This is a genomic window from Paenibacillus xerothermodurans (assembly GCF_002220865.2).
GTDB classification, from domain to species: Bacteria; Bacillota; Bacilli; order Paenibacillales; family NBRC-103111; genus Paenibacillus_S; species Paenibacillus_S xerothermodurans.
The window spans coordinates 1-16670 of sequence record NZ_NHRJ02000009.1; the positions used below are offsets into that span (position 1 = coordinate 1).

The following is a 16670-nucleotide window of genomic DNA, read 5'->3' on the forward strand; positions in this document are numbered from 1 at the left end:
GTAGGAGTCTGGGCCGTGTCTCAGTCCCAGTGTGGCCGATCACCCTCTCAGGTCGGCTACGCATCGTCGCCTTGGTGAGCCATTACCTCACCAACTAGCTAATGCGCCGCAGGCCCATCTGYAAGCCACAGATTGCTCCGTGTTTCATGTTTTGCTCATGCGAACAAASCAATTATCCGGTCTTAGCTATCGTTTCCGATAGTTATCCCAGTCTTACAGGCAGGTTGCCTACGTGTTACTCACCCGTCCGCCGCTAATCTCACCCGAAGGTGAGATYCGCTCGACTTGCATGTATTAGGCACGCCGCCAGCGTTCGTCCTGAGCCAGGATCAAACTCTCCAATAAAGTGCTGCGTTAGCAGCGTCTATCAGCTAAGCTTGTCTTAAGCTCAAAAGTTAATGCTAGCGAGAATTTTCATTCTCTTTGTTTTACACTCACTCGTTGTTCAGTTTTCAAAGGGCAATTACTCTCTCGGTAGGTGCGGTGTTAACCGTACTAACACGTTGAGCCTTTTCTGTCGCCTCACACTCGTAAGTGCCACGTATCAGCGGCGACTTTTCTAATATAACACAGATACATTAGTGAATGCAACAATTATTTTTTTGAACAGAATAATCAGTCAGCAGAAGCACAATTACACTATCCAAAGCTTGAGTGCCCCAAGCATAAGTAAGCCAGGAACGCCAAGCACACTCACCGTGCCCACCGTTGTCACATTCATTGGCAATGCCAGATGAGTGTACGGTGCGAGCAGATTTATAATATACAGCAAAAAAGCGGCGAATGCAACATTCAGACAAAGGGAACCAAACCATTGAAAGGCAATTCTTTGACGCAGCAGTATCACGACGAGCAGCAGTGCCGATACGCCGAAGATTGCCCAAAGCAAATAAGTCTTAAGCATCAGCCGTGCATGACCCTCCCCCGCGGAACGTCCACACCGGACAGCTTCATTTGCTTTGCCTGCTTGAGCAGCATTTCAAACCGTTTCTCAGCGGCCTCCAGCGCATAAACAGCGTAGTCAATCTGTTCCTTCTCTATGACATAGTCCAGCCTTTTGTAGGCTAACACCCAGTCGGCGTGGGCTTGTCTAATCTCTTGCATAAGCTGCTGCTGCTCGTTCTCCAATAATTGGGCTTGTTGCTTTTCCTCGCCAGTGCGACGCGACCATAACTTCATAATACATGTACCCCCTGCCATCTGCTTTGTACTATACAACTGTCTCATGCCTCAAACCAGGCGGGGCAACTGTGAACACTCGACGTAAACGAATACCTTCGCCGCGAACAGCGCCAACCTAGCTTGGCTTTGAAGTTGTCCTATACCATATGCATATCAACAACAAGGCCGTATTAGAACTAAAAAATTTTTTGGCATGCAAAAAAGCCGCACAGACGAACGCTGCGCGACTTGTGGTATTTTTATGGCTTCCTGTTGATTTACAATTCCCGGCGCCCTTCCAGAGCTTTGGTCAAGGTAACTTCATCCGCGTACTCAAGATCGCCGCCCACAGGCAGGCCATGCGCAATACGGGTAACCTTCAAGCCAAACGGGCGTACCAGTCTTGCCAAGTACATCGCTGTCGCTTCTCCCTCAATATTGGGATTAGTGGCTAGGATAAGCTCCTGCACCTCCTCGTCACCGAGACGTTTCAACAGTTCGGCGATGCGGATCTCGTCCGGGCCGATACCTTCCATCGGAGAGATCGCGCCATGGAGCACATGGTAGTAACCGTTGAATTCCTTGGTTCTCTCCATCGCCACCAGATCCTTCGGCTCCTGTATAACACAAATCACTGAACGGTCACGGCCCTTGTCCTGGCAAATACGGCAAGGATCGGTATCGGTGATGTTGCAGCAGACCGAGCAGTAATGCAAATTTCTCTTGACATTCACCAACGCTTTGGCAAAATCAATACAATCGTCTTCCTTCATTCGCAGCACATGGAACGCAAGCCGCGCCGCTGTCTTCGGGCCAATGCCCGGTAGACGGGAGAAGGCGTCGATCAGTTTAGCTAACGGTTCAGGATAAAACAAAGAGATAGCTCCTTATGCTGTTATTATAGTGCAAAAACCGGACGCAGATCATTCAGTGAGAACGACCGCTGCCGGTTTGTCGATAAATGAAACCATGCCCGCTATCCGCATCCAAAACGGCGACATGAGACTCGACGCTGGGATAGCACACCCGCCGGATCCATCAGATGTTAGAACAAGCCGGGAATATTCATACCGCCTGTCAAACGGGACATTTCCTTGTTAGCCAACTCTTCGGCTTTGCTCATCGCATCGTTAACGGCGGTCAATACAAGATCCTGCAGCATTTCCACGTCGTCCGGATCAACCGCTTCCGGCTTGATTACGATGCCGGTCACTTTCTTTTGGCCGTTCACGCTAACTGTTACTACACCGCCGCCGGCTGTGCCTTCGACTGTTTTTTGAGCGAGCTCTTCCTGCGTCTTTAGCATTTGCTCTTGCATCTTCTTCACTTGTTTCATCATTTGGTTCATATTGTTCATGGGGATCGACTCCTTTAGCATTATTCTTCCTTGATCTTCACCAAGTCTTCGCCAAACATTTGGATCGCCTCGTGGATCCACTCTTCCTGTGCGGCGGCAGGCGGTTCAAATTCCTGCACGAGCTTGAGCTCTTGCTTTGGCTGCGTAGAAGGCTGCCGGTCCGCCGCCGCCTTCCAATCCTTCAGCATGATCGTAACAAGTCTAACTGGCTGCTCGAGCACTTCGCCGATGACGCGCTCAATGAACTGCTTATTCGCAGGTTTCTCTGTCGTCTCGCGGTGGATCTCATTCTTAAACGCGACCAATACCGCGTCATCCAAGAACGACACCGGCTCACCGTTCACCAGCCAGCCGTGCAGCTGTATTTTTTGCTCTTTCAGCCGGAGCAGCACCTGATTCCAGCGCTGCAGCACCGCCTTGGTCCCGGCATCCTCTTGCGCGCTCAAGAAGCTGTCGAGCTTCTCGACGATGCGTTTCATGGCCACAGGCGATGCCGTGGTGCGCGCGCTCGATCTGCCGTTAGGCGTGCTGCCTGCCGCGGGTGCCGCTCCCTGCTTCAACACCTGAGCGAGCTGCTCTTCAAGCCGTTGAATCCGGCTCATGAGCTGCGGCACCAGTCGATCCACGGAACCGGAGTCATCGGGAGCGGCTTGCGCTGCACCAGCCGCGACACCTGCCGGGCGCTCCGCAGCATTAGCACTGCACAACTTCATCAGCGCAACTTCCAGCAGCGTTTGCGGCTGCATGGAATATTTCATCTCCGTTTGGTAATAGTTCAGCGTATCCATCATGGAGATCAGCTGCTCGGTCGAAAACGTTGCTGCGACATCGGCAAACCTTTTTACATCGATGATCCGGTCCGTCACCGCCTGGGAGTCCGGTACCATTTTGACCATCAGCAGATCACGGAAGTAATAGAGCAAGTTTTCCATGCACTTGTCAGCGCTTTTACCTTCCTGCATAAAAGTCTCAATCAGCTGCAGCACAGCCGTGACATCACGCTGCTGTAGCGCGCGCACCAGCTGCTCGAACTGGTCTGAAGCCATGCCTCCGGTGATAGAGACAACGTCGTCATAAGTGACGTGTTTTCCGGAAAACGCCATGATTTGATCCAGCAAACTCAGCGCATCGCGCATCCCGCCGTCGGATAGCCTGGCAATCAAACGAATGGCTTCGTCGTCCGCTTCAATCCGCTCCTGCCGACACACCACATGCAAACGCTCGACCTGTTCGTCCAGTGATACACGGCGAAAATCGAAGCGCTGGCACCGGGAGATGATCGTGGCGGGCAGCTTATGCGGCTCTGTGGTGGCTAGAATAAACATGACGTGGGCCGGCGGCTCCTCCAAGGTTTTCAATAATGCGTTGAACGCCTCTGTTGTCAGCATGTGCACCTCGTCAATGATGTACACCTTATGCCGCACTTCCGTTGGCGCGTACTTCACTTTATCGCGAATATCGCGAATTTCTTCGACGCCCCGATTCGACGCCGCATCTATCTCGACGACATCCATGACAGATCCTTCTGTAATACGGATGCAGTTGTCACATTGGTTGCAAGGCTCATCGGCCGGCCCGTTCACGCAGTTCACCGCTTTGGCCAAGATTTTGGCTGCACTCGTTTTGCCGGTGCCGCGGGGGCCATTGAATAAATAAGCGTGCGTAAACCGCCCCTCACGGAGCGAATTTTGCAACGTTTGTACTATATGCTTTTGACCCACAATTTCTTGGAAAGACTGCGGTCTCCACGTTCGGTATAATGCGATATGTGCCATAGTGTCCTCTCCAATGAATTGTTTATCCTAGATATTATACTACATATCAGAGTGTCAATGAAGTGGCTGTGGAAACGGGATACTCACTGTGAATGTGGTTCCATATCCCTTAGATGACACACGAATGTTTCCCCCGATATCGTGAATAATACGCTGGCACACCGATAAGCCCAAACCCGTGCCTTCCGCCTTCGTCGTGAAAAATGGATCAAATATTTTATCCACTACAAACATAGGTATACCGGGACCAGTATCATGGATGTCAATGTTCACTTTCCGCTCGTCCATGTCCAGCCTTTCCGTCAAAGTCAGCTGGCCCCCGACACCCATGGCTTCGATGCCGTTTTTGCAAATGTTGAGAAACACTTGCTTGAGCAGCTCTTTATCGGCGACCACCTGAGGCAAATCCAGCGCCGACTCATATTGCACGACCACCCCATGCAGGATTGCTTCATTGTTAATGATCGGCAAAATTTCACGTACCACCTGCGAAATGTCCACCGAGTCATAACTGACATGCTTTGGCTTGCTTAGAAGCAGAAACTCGCTTACTAACTGGTTGATCCGGTTGATCTCCCCGAGCATGACCTCGGTGTAACCACATTCACGATCCATCCCCTTGTCTTCTAAAGTCTTGCGCAGCACCTGCAGAAACCCTTTTATCGAAGTCAACGGATTGCGGATTTCGTGCGCCGTGCCCGCGGCAATCTGGCCGATCATAGCTAAACGGTCGCTCCGCTGAACCTGCTCTTCCAGAGAGCGAAGGTTGGTGACATCTTTGAACATAATATACGCGCCGACCACCTGGTGATGATCATCGCGCAGCACGTTGGAATCGACAAGCAATTCGTAGCGCTCCTGATTGTTGGTCCAAGAAATCGCATGATTACGGACCACCATGCCGTCCAGAATGTTACGGTGCACCAACTGATGCTCGGCAGGCATATTCGCGAAAATTTCCTCTAACGGCCGGTGAACAACCTCCTCCTTCACCAAGCCCAGAAGACGGCACGCCATATCACTAATGTCGATCAATTCAAAGTGGGTATTCATCAAAATGACACCAAGATTCACGTCCTTCAAAAATGTCCCAGCAAATTGCTGCAGCAAGTTTAAACCTTGTTTCACCGTACCCCCTCCGATCGCCTGTCCAAGTTCACTTTAGTATACAATTCTCCTAAATTTGTCATTTTCCTTCCGACGCATAAAAAAACACCGTTCCGGAGCCTGTCCCAACAGGTCCGAACGATGCTTCGATATATTAGCCGTTATCGTTCTGCGTACATCCATTCAAAGTCGGCAAAATGGTAATATGTAAACCGTGCACCTACTTTGATATTACGATCCAAGCGGAACCTTTAACCCCAGCTCAAGTTAGGCCACCCTCCGGCACATGGAACAACTTACTTACGGCTGCTTCCTTCCGGACCTGACCGGATTCGCAAGCATCCATTGCGGAGGACCCGACTCTCAACACCAAGTTTAAAACCCAGACCTTACATCGCAATACCGCATTTAGGCGTTCAACCCCGCTACAGCGGATTGCGGGTTACAGGGCACCGCTACCTCCCCGTCTAGCACGGCAAAATTAAGTATAGTCTATTCACAGCGAAATAGCAACCGGGGGTATGATTTGTTAGAAACGGCAACTTTATCCGTAGCAAACAAAAAACACCTCCCGCACTACCAAGATGATATCCTAGGGTAGAGACAGGAGGCTTCGATCACGCTGTAAAATCATTGGAATAGCCCAATTACATACCGTATTTTTTCTTGAACTTATCAACACGACCGCCGGCATCAAGGAACTTCTGTTTACCGGTAAAGAACGGGTGGCAAGCGGAGCAAATCTCAACACGCAGATTTTGCTTAATGGAACCTGACTCGAAAGTGTTACCGCAAGCGCATGTGATCGTTGTTTTATGGTAAGTCGGATGGATTGCTTCTTTCATTGCTTTCACCTCTTTTGCCCTGAAACACCATGTGAATCAGAGTTATTAAATTAAACACATAAATCGATTATATCATGAGAATCATGTATGATGCAAGTTGTTTGTCCGTGTTAATTGATCGGGCACATGCGTGTATGAGCCGAGCATCACATCAGGCAGCTCCTGCCGGTATATTTCAATCATTTGCTTCATACCGAGCAGTTCGCCCTGTGCTTTAGGAATGAGATTCAGGTAACTCTCCGGATCAATGTTGAGGTTGCGGAATTGAATTAGCTTTAGCCCGGTACGCCGAACGAATTCGATCATAGCCTCCACTTCCTCTTCACGATCCGTCACGCCGGGAAAGATCAAGTAGTTGATGGAGGTGGCGACGCCATGATCCGCAGCATACCGCAAAGATTTTTCCACATTCCGAAGCGTGTAGGCCCGCGGCTTATAGTAGGCGTTATAGTGCTCGTCCAGAGCGCTGATCGTGCTCACCCGCATTAAATTCAGCCCGGCATCCACGATTCCCCTGATTTGGTCGGTCAGTCCTGCGTTCGTATTGATATTGATGTATCCCATCGTTGTCTGCTGCCTTACGCGGCGTATGGCTTCTATGATAGTGGGAGCTTGGGTAGACGGCTCACCTTCACAGCCTTGTCCAAAGCTGATAATGCTTTCAGGCGTTTTCAAATGCTCCAGCATAACCTCAACCACTTCATCGACAGTGGGCTTAAAGTTCATCCGGGTTTGCGGCGCAGGAAATCCGCTGTCATCAGGCTGTTCCGAAATGCAACCAAAACAACCTGCATTGCAGGAAAAGGATACGGGTACCGCGCCTTCCCAGCGATTCAAAAAGGTGTTCGAGGCGGTAAGACATTCGTATTCCAATGCGCAGTGAGACAGATGCTCATACAGCCGGTTACCGCTGTATTTTTCGCGCAGCTGCTGTACTTGAAGCTCCAGTTCTTCGGGGTCGCAATTGCGCGGATTCCAAGGATGCGGATCGTCCGTTGCATGTGCGGCCACGTAAAACCGGCCATTCTTCCACACAACGGCGGTATAACCAAACAGAGGCAGCACTTGGTCGCGATCGGTTTTGGCGTAGCTCGGCAGGAGCAGCCGCGTGAACCCCTGCGGCAGCAGTGCTCCGACAGCGTTAACATCTCCGGGCACCACCATCATCTCGCCGGATTCGGCGCGGATTCCGACGGGGCGGGTATGCGGCAAACTGACCAGAGTCGCTCCTTCCGGCAGCTCTATCAGCTCCTCGTTCAATATATCCGTGATCAGATCGCCGGTGCGGCCCAAGGCCTCAAACTCGGGGTGATCGAATACATTCCCGTCACTGTCGGCATAGACTAGGTTCATATCAAAAAAGCTCCTAACTAACTAAATTATGAGGCGGAATTTTTTACCCGCTTATTCGTCGGTGCGGAAGAAGAGGAAGCGGCTCTACCAGAGGCCGGCTTACTTGTATTCGTGTCCAACGTATCCAAAAATTCCTGATTCGTTTTCGTGTCGAGCATTTTCTTAATAAAAGCTTCAATATATTCATGTGAATCGTTCATGCTTTTACGTATGGCCCATACTTTATCGAGTTCTTCCTTGGTCAACAGCATTTCCTCGCGCCGGGTGCCCGAACGCCGGATGTCGATTGCAGGGAAAATACGCCGCTCCGCCAATTTGCGGTCTAGATGCAGCTCCAGGTTGCCTGTGCCCTTAAATTCCTCGTATATGACATCATCCATACGGGAGCCCGTCTCCACAAGAGCCGTAGCCAAAATCGTCAGACTTCCACCCTCTTCGATATTTCTGGCCGAGCCGAAGAAGCGTTTTGGCCGATGGAAGGCTGCCGGATCAATACCACCTGACAAAGTGCGCCCCGAAGGCGGGATCACCAGATTGTACGCGCGTGCCAAGCGTGTGATACTGTCGAGCAAAATCACGACATCCTTCTTATGCTCAACCAGCCGCTGTGCGCGCTCCAGTACTAGCTCGGCTACCTTGATATGATTCTCCGGAAGCTCGTCGAATGTCGAAGCTACTACTTCCCCCTTCACTGAGCGCTGCATGTCGGTGACTTCTTCAGGACGTTCGTCGATGAGCAGCACAAACAGCTCAATTTCAGGATGATTAGTAGAGATGCTGTTGGCAATTTCCTTCAGCAGCAAGGTCTTACCTGCCTTTGGAGGAGCTACGATCAAGCCCCGCTGACCTAAACCAACTGGAGCCAACAAATCCATTACACGAGTGGAAAGCTGCGTCGGGGATGTTTCCAGGACTAGCTTCTTTTGCGGATAAAGAGGGGTTAAAGCAGGAAAATGCAATCGCTCTGCAGCGGTGACAGGATCCTCGCCGTTGACCGCTTCTACTTGCAGAAGCCCGAAATAACGTTCGTTTTCCTTCGGCGGTCTGCACTTGCCGGATACCAAGTCGCCTGAGCGTAAGTCAAACTTGCGGATTTGTGAGGCTGAAATATAAATATCCTCTGTGCTCGGCAAGTAGTTAATCGGCCTCAAGAAACCAAATCCGTCTTGCAGGATTTCCAAGATTCCCTGCATAAACATCAAACCGCTTTTTTCCGCCTGAGCTCTTAAAATCGCAAAAATAAGTTCCTTCTTTTTTAGCTGGCCATAGCCTGCAATTTGATGTTTTTTCGCTAATTGGTAAAGCTCCGTTAATTTTAGCGCTTCTAGTTGTGCTAGAGGCATATCCATTGTCTCAACCACCAAACTATTAAATTTTCGTTTTTAAATGTATTCTAGCATTACCCAAATATGCTTTCTCTATACCGTATGCTAGTCGTTTTTTCTCCAAACCTCCGCACCAAGCGCTGATAGATTTGATACCAAGTGATCATAGCCACGGTCAATATACTCGACGCCCGTTATTTCAGTGACGCCGCTTTGCACCGTCAAGCCAGCAATCACCAGAGCGGCACCGGCACGCAGATCCGTAGCCTTGACCTTGGCAGCGGCCAGTGTCCCGCCTTCGATCACCGCAGAACGGCCCTCAACCTTGATCTTGGCCCCCATGCGCAGCAGCTCCGGAACATGCTTAAACCGATTGCTGTAAACGTAGTCGGTCAAGATGCTCGTCCCGGTTGTTTGTGTCAGCAAGCTGCACATTGGAGACTGTAAGTCAGTCGCAAAGCCGGGATACACCAACGCCTTAACATCGACACTCTGGTAATCCGGACGGCCTATAACACGTATGGATTCATCCATTTCATGTATAGTGACTCCCAGTTCCTGCAGCTTCGCCGTGATGGCTTCAAGGTGCTTCGGAATAACGTTATCTACTACAACGTCACCATGGGTAGCCGCGGCTGCGATCATATAAGTACCCGCTTGAATGCGGTCGGGGATGATAGAATGGCGGCAGCCATGCAGGGCATCCACGCCTTCAATCCGGATGGATTCAGTGCCAGCACCCTTGATATTCGCGCCCATGGCGTTCAATAATGTTGCAACATCTATAATTTCAGGCTCTTTCGCCGCATTTTCGATCAAAGTAACGCCTCTTGCACGCGAGGCTGCCAACATGATATTGATTGTGGCCCCCACGCTGACAACATCCAAATATATTTTTGCACCTACCAATTGCCTGGCCTTGATGTGCAAGGACCCATGCTCCGTACTCACTCGTGCACCAAGTGCTTCAAATCCTTTGATATGCTGATCTATTGGCCGCGGCTCAAAATTGCATCCGCCGGGCATACCGATAGTAGCTTCCCCAAACCTTCCGAGCAGTGCGCCCATCAAATAGTAGGAAGCTCTCAATTTTTTCACATTGCCGTTAGGCATTGGCTTTGACCGCAGCTGGCTGGGATCGATGATCATTTGATCCTGATTCCATTGGACCGTCGCACCCAACTCCTGAAGCAAATCCGAATAAATAGCCACATCGCTCAATACGGGTAAGTTGTCCAATCTAATTGTAGTTTCCGATAGCAACGCCGCCGGTATCAGAGCAATCGCACTATTCTTGGCACCGCTAATTTGGACCGTCCCTCGCAGCGGACGACCACCGGTGACCATCAATTTCTCCATTCGTCTCTCGTCCTCCTACGTAACTGCTTTAACGCGTTAAATAAAAAGGGCTAGCCCATAAAACCGGTACCAGAACAAAAATAATAGAGGGGGAAACGCATCTTGTACGATGCATCTCCCGAACAAGCTTTTTACGCTTGGTTGGAACTTCCGAACAATTGGATTTTGGATTTAACCACTTCGACCATGGCTTTGCGGGCGGGAGTGAGGTATTTACGAGGATCATACACTTTGGCGTCTTTATTCAACACGTCGCGAACAGCCGCTGTGGCAGCTACTTGGTTCTCAGTGTTAACATTGATTTTGCCAACGCCTGCAGCGATTGCTTTTTGGATCATTTCGTCAGGCACGCCGGAACCGCCGTGCAGCACTACCGGCACAGGAATAGCCTTGGAAACTTGTTCAATAATTTCGAACCGGATATTCGGTTCACCTGCATACATACCGTGCGCCGTACCTACAGCGATAGCTAGGCAGTCAACGCCTGTTTCTTCATAGAAACGAATTGCCTCTTCCGGCTTGGCCAAGCTTGCGTCAGCTTCGTCAACGCTGATGTCATCTTCAACTCCGCCGATAGTTCCAAGCTCACCTTCTACCGACACACCCATAGCATGAGCCGCTTTAACAACTTCCTTCGTCAGGCGGATATTCTCTTCGAACGAATAGTGCGAGCCGTCGAACATTACAGAGCTGAAGCCTGCGCGGATACATTTCATAGCGACTTCAAAGCTGCTGCCGTGATCCAGATGCAAAGCGATCGGCAACCCGGATTTCTTGGCCGCCGCTTCCGCGATCGCTACAGTAAATTCGATACCCATATACTTCAAAGCCCCTTCACTAACACCGTAGATGAAAGGAGACTTCAGTTCTTCCGCTGCTTCAACGATGGATTGCGCGAACTCCAAGTTGTTCATGTTAAACTGTCCCACCGCGAACTTGTTTGCTTTAGCTTTAGGCAAAAATTCATTCATTGAAACCAATGGCATGTGACTCTTCCTCCTAGTATCTTTATTGCCGAGTCAATTACTGTGAACGATTCGACGCGTCATACTGACATATTATATCATACATAGAATGAAAAGATAACCAAGCTGTACGTTTTTGTTGCCGTCACCACTGTCTCCAGGCGCCGCCCCTTCGGTGCAGACACAAAAAAAGAGATCCCGATCTTAGGATCCCATAGCATATGAATTGTTGGAACGAAGATGGCTGTTGACCGCGTTGCGAAGCTCGTCGATATCGAAAGGTTTCGTAAAATGCATAATCGCGCCGAGGTCCGTCGCCTCTTTGATCATGTCCAATTCCCCGTACGCCGTCATCATGATGACCTTAATCGAAGGATCGATGCTTTTGATATGCTTCAAAATATCCAAGCCATCCATGCCGGGAATTTTCATGTCGAGCAGTACCAAATCCGGTGTGACATTCCTGACAATCTCTAGTGCTAGCTTGCCGTTAGATGCTTGGAACGTTTCGTATCCCTCACTGCTAAACACTTCCATAAGCAATATCCGAATACCATTCTGATCGTCAACAATGAGCAACTTCTTCTTCATTTAACAAACCTCCCCGGTCTTCGTAGCCAGCGTTCCGCCCTCTTATGAAACCTAACAAGAACAATTTCGATACAACTTATGATATTCCTGCTCGATTTTGACGAAAGTTTGAAATGTTTTACAAAAAAAGAAGTAATTGATGCAGCTCGTCGCATTGACGATCAGATATGAATATGTTATCCGTTAGCGCGCGGGGCGCAGCTTAATTCTTATGATCGAACGCCGCTTTCACGAAATGCCTGAATAGAGGCTGCGGACGGTTTGGTCTGGATGTGAATTCTGGATGGAACTGCACCGCCAGGAACCATGGATGATCCGGCACCTCAATGATTTCAGCCAGTCGTCCGTCCGGGGACGTACCGGAAATTCTGAAACCGGCCGCCTCTATCGCATCCCGGTATTCGTTGTTAAATTCATAACGGTGACGATGTCTTTCGTACACGAGTTCATCATCGTAGCACTTCATGGCCAGTGATCCTTCCGCCAGCTTACATGGATACAGCCCGAGACGCATTGTGCCGCCCAAATTCTCGATCTCCTTTTGTTCCGGCAGCAGGTCGATCACGGGATAAGGGGTAGTTGGATTGATTTCAGAACTGTTCGCGCCCTCAAGATTCAAGACGGAACGGGCATATTCAACGACCGCCACCTGCATACCGAGACAGATACCGAAAAACGGAATCTTATTCTCGCGGGCATAACGTATCGCCGTCACTTTGCCTTCAATACCACGGTCACCAAACCCGCCGGGTACAAGGATGCCCTGCACGCCCTTTAGCAGCTCGGCCACGTTCTGCTGATCCACTTCCTCAGCGTTGACCCAACGGATTTTTACCTCGGTGTTGCAGTCGATGCCGGCATGGCCCAACGCTTCCACAATGCTCAAGTAAGCGTCATGCAGAGCTACATATTTACCGACAATAGCGATTTCCGTAGTGTGCTGAAGCGTTTTGACCCGCTGCACGAGGCTTTCCCACTCCGTCATGTCCGGCGGATTGGCCGCCAAGCCAAGATGCTTCACCACGATATCATCCAAACCTTGCTCACGCAGCATCATAGGCACTTCGTACAGCGTGTCCGCATCGAGACACTCGACAACGGCACCCGCGTCAATGTCACAGAAAAGTGCGAGTTTGCGCTTCATGTCATCGGTCAACGGATGTTCCGTCCGGCATACCACAACATTCGGCTGGATACCGATACTGCGCAGCTCTTTAACGCTGTGCTGGGTAGGCTTGGTTTTGACTTCGCCTGCAGCCTGCAGATAAGGGATCAGCGTCACGTGGATGTACATCACATTTTCCCGGCCGATGTCGCTCTTTATTTGACGGATGGCTTCCAGGAAGGGCAGACTCTCAATGTCGCCCACCGTGCCGCCAATCTCCGTGATCACCACGTCCGATTGAGTTTCGCGGCCCGCGCGGAATACACGATCCTTGATCTCATTGGTAATGTGCGGAATGACCTGAACGGTACCTCCCAAATATTCGCCGCGGCGCTCTTTCGTAATAACGGAAGAGTACACCTTGCCTGTGGTGACGTTGCTGTTTTTAGACAAATTAATGTCGATAAACCGCTCATAGTGGCCTAAGTCCAGATCCGTTTCCGCTCCGTCATCCGTAACGAACACTTCCCCATGCTGGTAGGGGCTCATCGTTCCCGGATCGACATTGATATATGGATCAAACTTTTGAATAGTTACCTTTAGTCCCCGATTTTTGAGCAGCCTTCCTAGCGATGCCGCCGTAATCCCCTTACCCAGCGAGGACACGACGCCTCCCGTAACGAAAATGTATTTGGTCATTTATGTAACCCTCCCATTGTTGTTTGATAGTATTGCCTCGAAAACGATACCAATACACGAACTCGTCATACCCCGTTCTCATTCTGAGGGAACCTTGGGGCGCCTCCGTTGCATGTATAATTCCAGTCCGATCTAGCTGATTGCCTTGCCATATTTTTTCCATAAAAAAAGAAAAAGTCCCCCGACATGGCGGGGCACTTTATTATTCTAGACAATTTGTCACGAATCACATATCAAAAGCCCAGAAAATAGTGTACTCTGATCGGTCAGCCGTGTCAAGTGAGCTACGAGCGGTCCCATTTTATTTTGTCGTGTTCGCGTCATCATCGTCCGAATCCGAGTCATCCAAGCTCTCCACAGGGGCATCCTCTTCATCAAGCTCGGTGTCATCGGCATCGTCATCATCCAGATCTTCTTCTTCGAAGATCTCTGTCTCTTCCTCAGCTTCCTCTTCTTCCGAATCAAAGTCGTCATCGCGCGCTTTATCGAAGGATTCGTATTCTTCCTCTTCCACGAAAGTATCCTCTTCTTCGGCGAACAGCTCATCATCGTCCAGATCGTCATCCTCATCGTTGATGATACGCGGACGCTTGCCGGTACCTACAGCATCGTCCGATTTCTCAACCGGATACCAACGCTTAAGTCCCCATAGATTCGTTCCAACGCATGCGAAACGGCCGTCGATATTTATCTCCGTATATAATTGAGCGATGACCTGCATGACTGCATCTTCGGAGAGCCCTTTGATTTTAGCGATTTCCGCCATAAGGTCCCGATAATAAAAAGGCGTGTTCGCTGCTTTTAGTATTTCAAACGCAAGGTCCACCATCGGCATCTCTTTGGCCTGCTCCTTGCCGACCTTAAGAGTGTAGTTTGCACTCATTCAAGCACATCCCTTCAAACATTTTCACGAGTTCCTAACTAAAATATCCAATATACTCATTTAGTAAACCTTATTTTATATAAAAAAGCAACTGCTTGTATAGCGTGCCCCGGCGATGCGAACCGGACCCTCAAAGCTCCGCCGAACAAAAAGGAAAAAGCCGGAGATTTCTCCCCCGCTTTTTGACTGTATCCATAGGGGTGGCGAACCGTGTGCGGAACCCAGCCCCCAATTGCTAAGAGAACCTTCTGATTCTCTTGATTCATGGTATGTCGACTAGGGGGTTGTGCCACGGGTAAAAACCCATTTATTTTGCCAAAGGTAATACGCACATGCCGCCAAACTGGCTCCCACATACGATGAGGAAAGTGTGTTTAAGTCGTTCCACATACCTTCCCAGACCAAGCCTCCGAATGACCATAGCGAGAAGGTGTCGGAACTTCTATAACTGCGTCTCCATGGATTGTCGTTATACGGGAGGGACGATGACCTTGAAACCATCCACATTTGTCGAGTGGCTTCACGTATCTATGACGGGCGCACAGCGCGCCGAACGCAAGCACATCATCCATTTTTCCGACCGGCATCATTATGAAGCATGCATACGTCAATGGAATGAGATGAGGCAATCCCTCGCCGGTAGGAATAAAATTCAGCCGCTTAAAATCATCAATGCTATCTCCTGCAGTCTGAGTAACACCGACAAGCTGTCGTCCATCCCCTTCATAAAATCGATAGAATCCGACACGAAAATGAGAGTTCATGCTGTGCGAGCAGCCAACGGGGCGCAGCCGTCTGACGGGAGCATCCGAAGCGGAGCCGCCAACATTCCTTGGGGCATCAAACGTATCCATGCACCTCAAGCATGGAATAAGTCCAAGGGGGAGCGCATTCGAATCGGTGTGATCGATACAGGAGCGGACTACACGCATCCCGATTTAAGACATTGTCTGTCATATGGCGTCAACCTCTTGAATCGGCTGCTCATGCCAAACGATGACAACGGCCACGGCACGCACATCGCCGGCACGATCGCGGCCTCCAGCCGGCAGCATGGCATTACCGGCGTAGCTCCCCGAGCTATGATCCACCCCGTGAAGGCATTTGATCATCAAGGGAGCGCCTACGTATCCGACATTATCAGCGGGATCGACTGGTGCGTGCAAAATGAAATGCAAATAATCAACATGAGCTTTGGCATGCGCACCTACAGTAAAGCGCTCGAAACCGCAATCCGCAATGCCTATCACGCCGGCGTGATCGTGGTGGCGTCCTCCGGCAATGAAGGCAAGCAGGCGACCATTGATTACCCCGCCCGGCTGCGCCAAGTTATAGCGGTCGGTGCGACGACGAAGCGGGGACGGATTGCTCCGTTTAGCAATGTCAGCAAAAGCATAGACATTTACGCTCCCGGAGAAAAAATATACTCCACTTGGCTTCGAGGCAAATACAATGAGCTAAGCGGCACATCCATGGCAACGTCACATGTTACCGGCGTGGTCGCGCTGATCCTGTCACGCAAGGCCGGACTCAGCCCGCTGCATGTGAAATCGATTATTAAGAAAAACGCCAAGATTTTGCCGAAGCCCGGCGTTAGTATCAAAGAGGTTCATGCCCTTCGGGCAGTCGGCGGAGTGGCGAAAACGGCATCGACGGGTAGATGAGCAGCCGTTGGATGCCAATGGGCATTTAGTCGGCCTGCTTGGGCACTGCCAGGATTTACCCCCGTGCGCTGACGGTCAACCGCAGCCGGTATGTTCCGGACAACTCGCCCATAACATACAACTCATAGCTCCATTCGACAACGCCAAGTCCGTCAATCAAATCAACGGCCAAGGCGTCCGTCTTCGTTTCCAAGCCAAGCTTGCCCTGCGGGGTGTCGTAATAGCCATGCAGCCTCTGCCCTCGTACGAAGGTCTGCTCCGAACGTAAAGCTCCCTGCCGGATGACTCGGATGCTGTCCGGCCCAAGCCGGATGGTAGTCACCGTGCGCGCCATCTCCGCGCTTGCCTCATTGTATCGAAGATAATAATGATTGCCTTTGGCATACAACTCGCCGTCGGCATCCTGGCTGATGTGTTCGTTACCTGTGCTGCTCTCGATGACGACACGTACCTTCCTCGGTGAATTCTCCATAGTTGCCTC

General features: G+C 50.5%; 16 protein-coding genes, 1 rRNA gene and 1 other RNA gene. 1 reads left to right on the forward strand and 17 read right to left on the reverse strand.

Going from position 1 to position 16670, the window contains the following annotated elements; all coding sequences use genetic code 11:
* The 16 genes from CBW46_RS14395 to rpoE all read right to left on the reverse strand — a co-directional run.
* Positions 1-345: ribosomal RNA gene (locus CBW46_RS14395) — 16S ribosomal RNA — on the reverse strand; the annotation flags it as partial.
* Between the two features lie 289 nt (positions 346-634).
* Complete coding sequence (locus CBW46_RS14400; RefSeq protein ID WP_089200700.1) at positions 635-904, reverse strand: pro-sigmaK processing inhibitor BofA family protein; 270 nt, start codon at positions 902-904, stop codon at positions 635-637.
* Positions 904-1179: a DUF2508 family protein gene (locus tag CBW46_RS14405; RefSeq protein WP_243633322.1), complete on the reverse strand. Its 276-nt coding sequence runs from the start codon at positions 1177-1179 to the stop codon at positions 904-906. The genes CBW46_RS14400 and CBW46_RS14405 overlap by 1 nt, the downstream gene beginning before the upstream one ends.
* A gap of 260 nt (positions 1180-1439) precedes the next feature.
* Entirely contained in the window at positions 1440-2036 is a 597-nt protein-coding gene (gene recR, locus CBW46_RS14410) for a recombination mediator RecR (RefSeq protein WP_089200702.1), read from the reverse strand.
* 170 nt (positions 2037-2206) lie between these two features.
* The gene (locus tag CBW46_RS14415) at positions 2207-2518 is read right to left on the reverse strand and encodes a YbaB/EbfC family nucleoid-associated protein (protein WP_089200703.1); all 312 of its coding nucleotides are present in this window, start codon (positions 2516-2518) and stop codon (positions 2207-2209) included.
* Positions 2519-2538: 20 nt separating this feature from the next.
* Positions 2539-4293, reverse strand: a complete 1755-nt coding sequence (gene dnaX / locus CBW46_RS14420) for a DNA polymerase III subunit gamma/tau (RefSeq protein ID WP_089200704.1) — start codon at positions 4291-4293, stop codon at positions 2539-2541.
* Between the two features lie 54 nt (positions 4294-4347).
* A complete protein-coding gene (locus CBW46_RS14425) occupies positions 4348-5436 on the reverse strand; it encodes an ATP-binding protein (protein ID WP_424446521.1) in 1089 nt (362 codons plus the stop codon).
* Positions 5437-5612: 176 nt separating this feature from the next.
* Positions 5613-5876: signal recognition particle sRNA large type (gene ffs / locus CBW46_RS14430), an RNA gene on the reverse strand.
* 171 nt (positions 5877-6047) lie between these two features.
* Positions 6048-6245, reverse strand: coding sequence for a 50S ribosomal protein L31 (rpmE, locus tag CBW46_RS14435; protein WP_089200706.1), 198 nt, complete (start codon positions 6243-6245; stop codon positions 6048-6050).
* 81 nt (positions 6246-6326) lie between these two features.
* On the reverse strand, positions 6327-7598 hold the full coding sequence (locus tag CBW46_RS14440; RefSeq protein ID WP_089200707.1) for a radical SAM family protein: 1272 nt from the start codon (positions 7596-7598) through the stop codon (positions 6327-6329).
* A 26-nt stretch (positions 7599-7624) separates the two neighbouring features.
* Complete coding sequence (gene rho, locus CBW46_RS14445) at positions 7625-8947, reverse strand: transcription termination factor Rho (RefSeq protein WP_089200708.1); 1323 nt, start codon at positions 8945-8947, stop codon at positions 7625-7627.
* 81 nt (positions 8948-9028) lie between these two features.
* Complete coding sequence (locus tag CBW46_RS14450) at positions 9029-10282, reverse strand: UDP-N-acetylglucosamine 1-carboxyvinyltransferase (protein WP_089200709.1); 1254 nt, start codon at positions 10280-10282, stop codon at positions 9029-9031.
* A gap of 131 nt (positions 10283-10413) precedes the next feature.
* A complete protein-coding gene (gene fba, locus CBW46_RS14455) occupies positions 10414-11268 on the reverse strand; it encodes a class II fructose-1,6-bisphosphate aldolase (protein WP_089200710.1) in 855 nt (284 codons plus the stop codon).
* Between the two features lie 183 nt (positions 11269-11451).
* The gene (locus CBW46_RS14460; protein WP_089200711.1) at positions 11452-11838 is read right to left on the reverse strand and encodes a response regulator; all 387 of its coding nucleotides are present in this window, start codon (positions 11836-11838) and stop codon (positions 11452-11454) included.
* Between the two features lie 202 nt (positions 11839-12040).
* The gene (locus CBW46_RS14465; RefSeq protein ID WP_089200712.1) at positions 12041-13642 is read right to left on the reverse strand and encodes a CTP synthase; all 1602 of its coding nucleotides are present in this window, start codon (positions 13640-13642) and stop codon (positions 12041-12043) included.
* Positions 13643-13943: 301 nt separating this feature from the next.
* Positions 13944-14525: a DNA-directed RNA polymerase subunit delta gene (gene rpoE, locus CBW46_RS14470; RefSeq protein ID WP_089200713.1), complete on the reverse strand. Its 582-nt coding sequence runs from the start codon at positions 14523-14525 to the stop codon at positions 13944-13946.
* A gap of 485 nt (positions 14526-15010) precedes the next feature.
* On the opposite strand from rpoE, the gene CBW46_RS14475 reads away from it, so the two are divergent.
* Positions 15011-16189, forward strand: a complete 1179-nt coding sequence (locus CBW46_RS14475) for a S8 family peptidase (protein ID WP_089200714.1) — start codon at positions 15011-15013, stop codon at positions 16187-16189.
* A gap of 55 nt (positions 16190-16244) precedes the next feature.
* Here the strand turns inward: CBW46_RS14475 and CBW46_RS14480 are convergent, their stop codons facing one another.
* Positions 16245-16661 carry a YwiB family protein gene (locus CBW46_RS14480; RefSeq protein ID WP_089200715.1) on the reverse strand — a complete coding sequence of 139 codons (417 nt, stop codon included), beginning with the start codon at positions 16659-16661 and terminating at the stop codon, positions 16245-16247.
* Positions 16662-16670 lie beyond the last annotated feature (9 nt).

What these genes read in the sequence shown, in the direction of transcription:
- CBW46_RS14405 (WP_243633322.1), bottom strand. Translation starts at nt 1,179, where the DNA reads ATGAAGTTATGGTCGCGTCGCACTGGCGAGGAAAAGCAACAAGCCCAA.
- CBW46_RS14450 (WP_089200709.1), bottom strand. Translation starts at nt 10,282, where the DNA reads ATGGAGAAATTGATGGTCACCGGTGGTCGTCCGCTGCGAGGGACGGTC.
- CBW46_RS14400 (WP_089200700.1), bottom strand. Translation starts at nt 904, where the DNA reads ATGCTTAAGACTTATTTGCTTTGGGCAATCTTCGGCGTATCGGCACTG.
- dnaX (WP_089200704.1), bottom strand. Translation starts at nt 4,293, where the DNA reads ATGGCACATATCGCATTATACCGAACGTGGAGACCGCAGTCTTTCCAA.
- CBW46_RS14480 (WP_089200715.1), bottom strand. Translation starts at nt 16,661, where the DNA reads ATGGAGAATTCACCGAGGAAGGTACGTGTCGTCATCGAGAGCAGCACA.
- CBW46_RS14440 (WP_089200707.1), bottom strand. Translation starts at nt 7,598, where the DNA reads ATGAACCTAGTCTATGCCGACAGTGACGGGAATGTATTCGATCACCCC.
- fba (WP_089200710.1), bottom strand. Translation starts at nt 11,268, where the DNA reads ATGCCATTGGTTTCAATGAATGAATTTTTGCCTAAAGCTAAAGCAAAC.
- rpoE (WP_089200713.1), bottom strand. Translation starts at nt 14,525, where the DNA reads ATGAGTGCAAACTACACTCTTAAGGTCGGCAAGGAGCAGGCCAAAGAG.
- CBW46_RS14475 (WP_089200714.1), top strand. Translation starts at nt 15,011, where the DNA reads ATGACCTTGAAACCATCCACATTTGTCGAGTGGCTTCACGTATCTATG.
- rpmE (WP_089200706.1), bottom strand. Translation starts at nt 6,245, where the DNA reads ATGAAAGAAGCAATCCATCCGACTTACCATAAAACAACGATCACATGC.
- CBW46_RS14415 (WP_089200703.1), bottom strand. Translation starts at nt 2,518, where the DNA reads ATGAACAATATGAACCAAATGATGAAACAAGTGAAGAAGATGCAAGAG.
- CBW46_RS14460 (WP_089200711.1), bottom strand. Translation starts at nt 11,838, where the DNA reads ATGAAGAAGAAGTTGCTCATTGTTGACGATCAGAATGGTATTCGGATA.
- rho (WP_089200708.1), bottom strand. Translation starts at nt 8,947, where the DNA reads ATGGATATGCCTCTAGCACAACTAGAAGCGCTAAAATTAACGGAGCTT.
- CBW46_RS14465 (WP_089200712.1), bottom strand. Translation starts at nt 13,642, where the DNA reads ATGACCAAATACATTTTCGTTACGGGAGGCGTCGTGTCCTCGCTGGGT.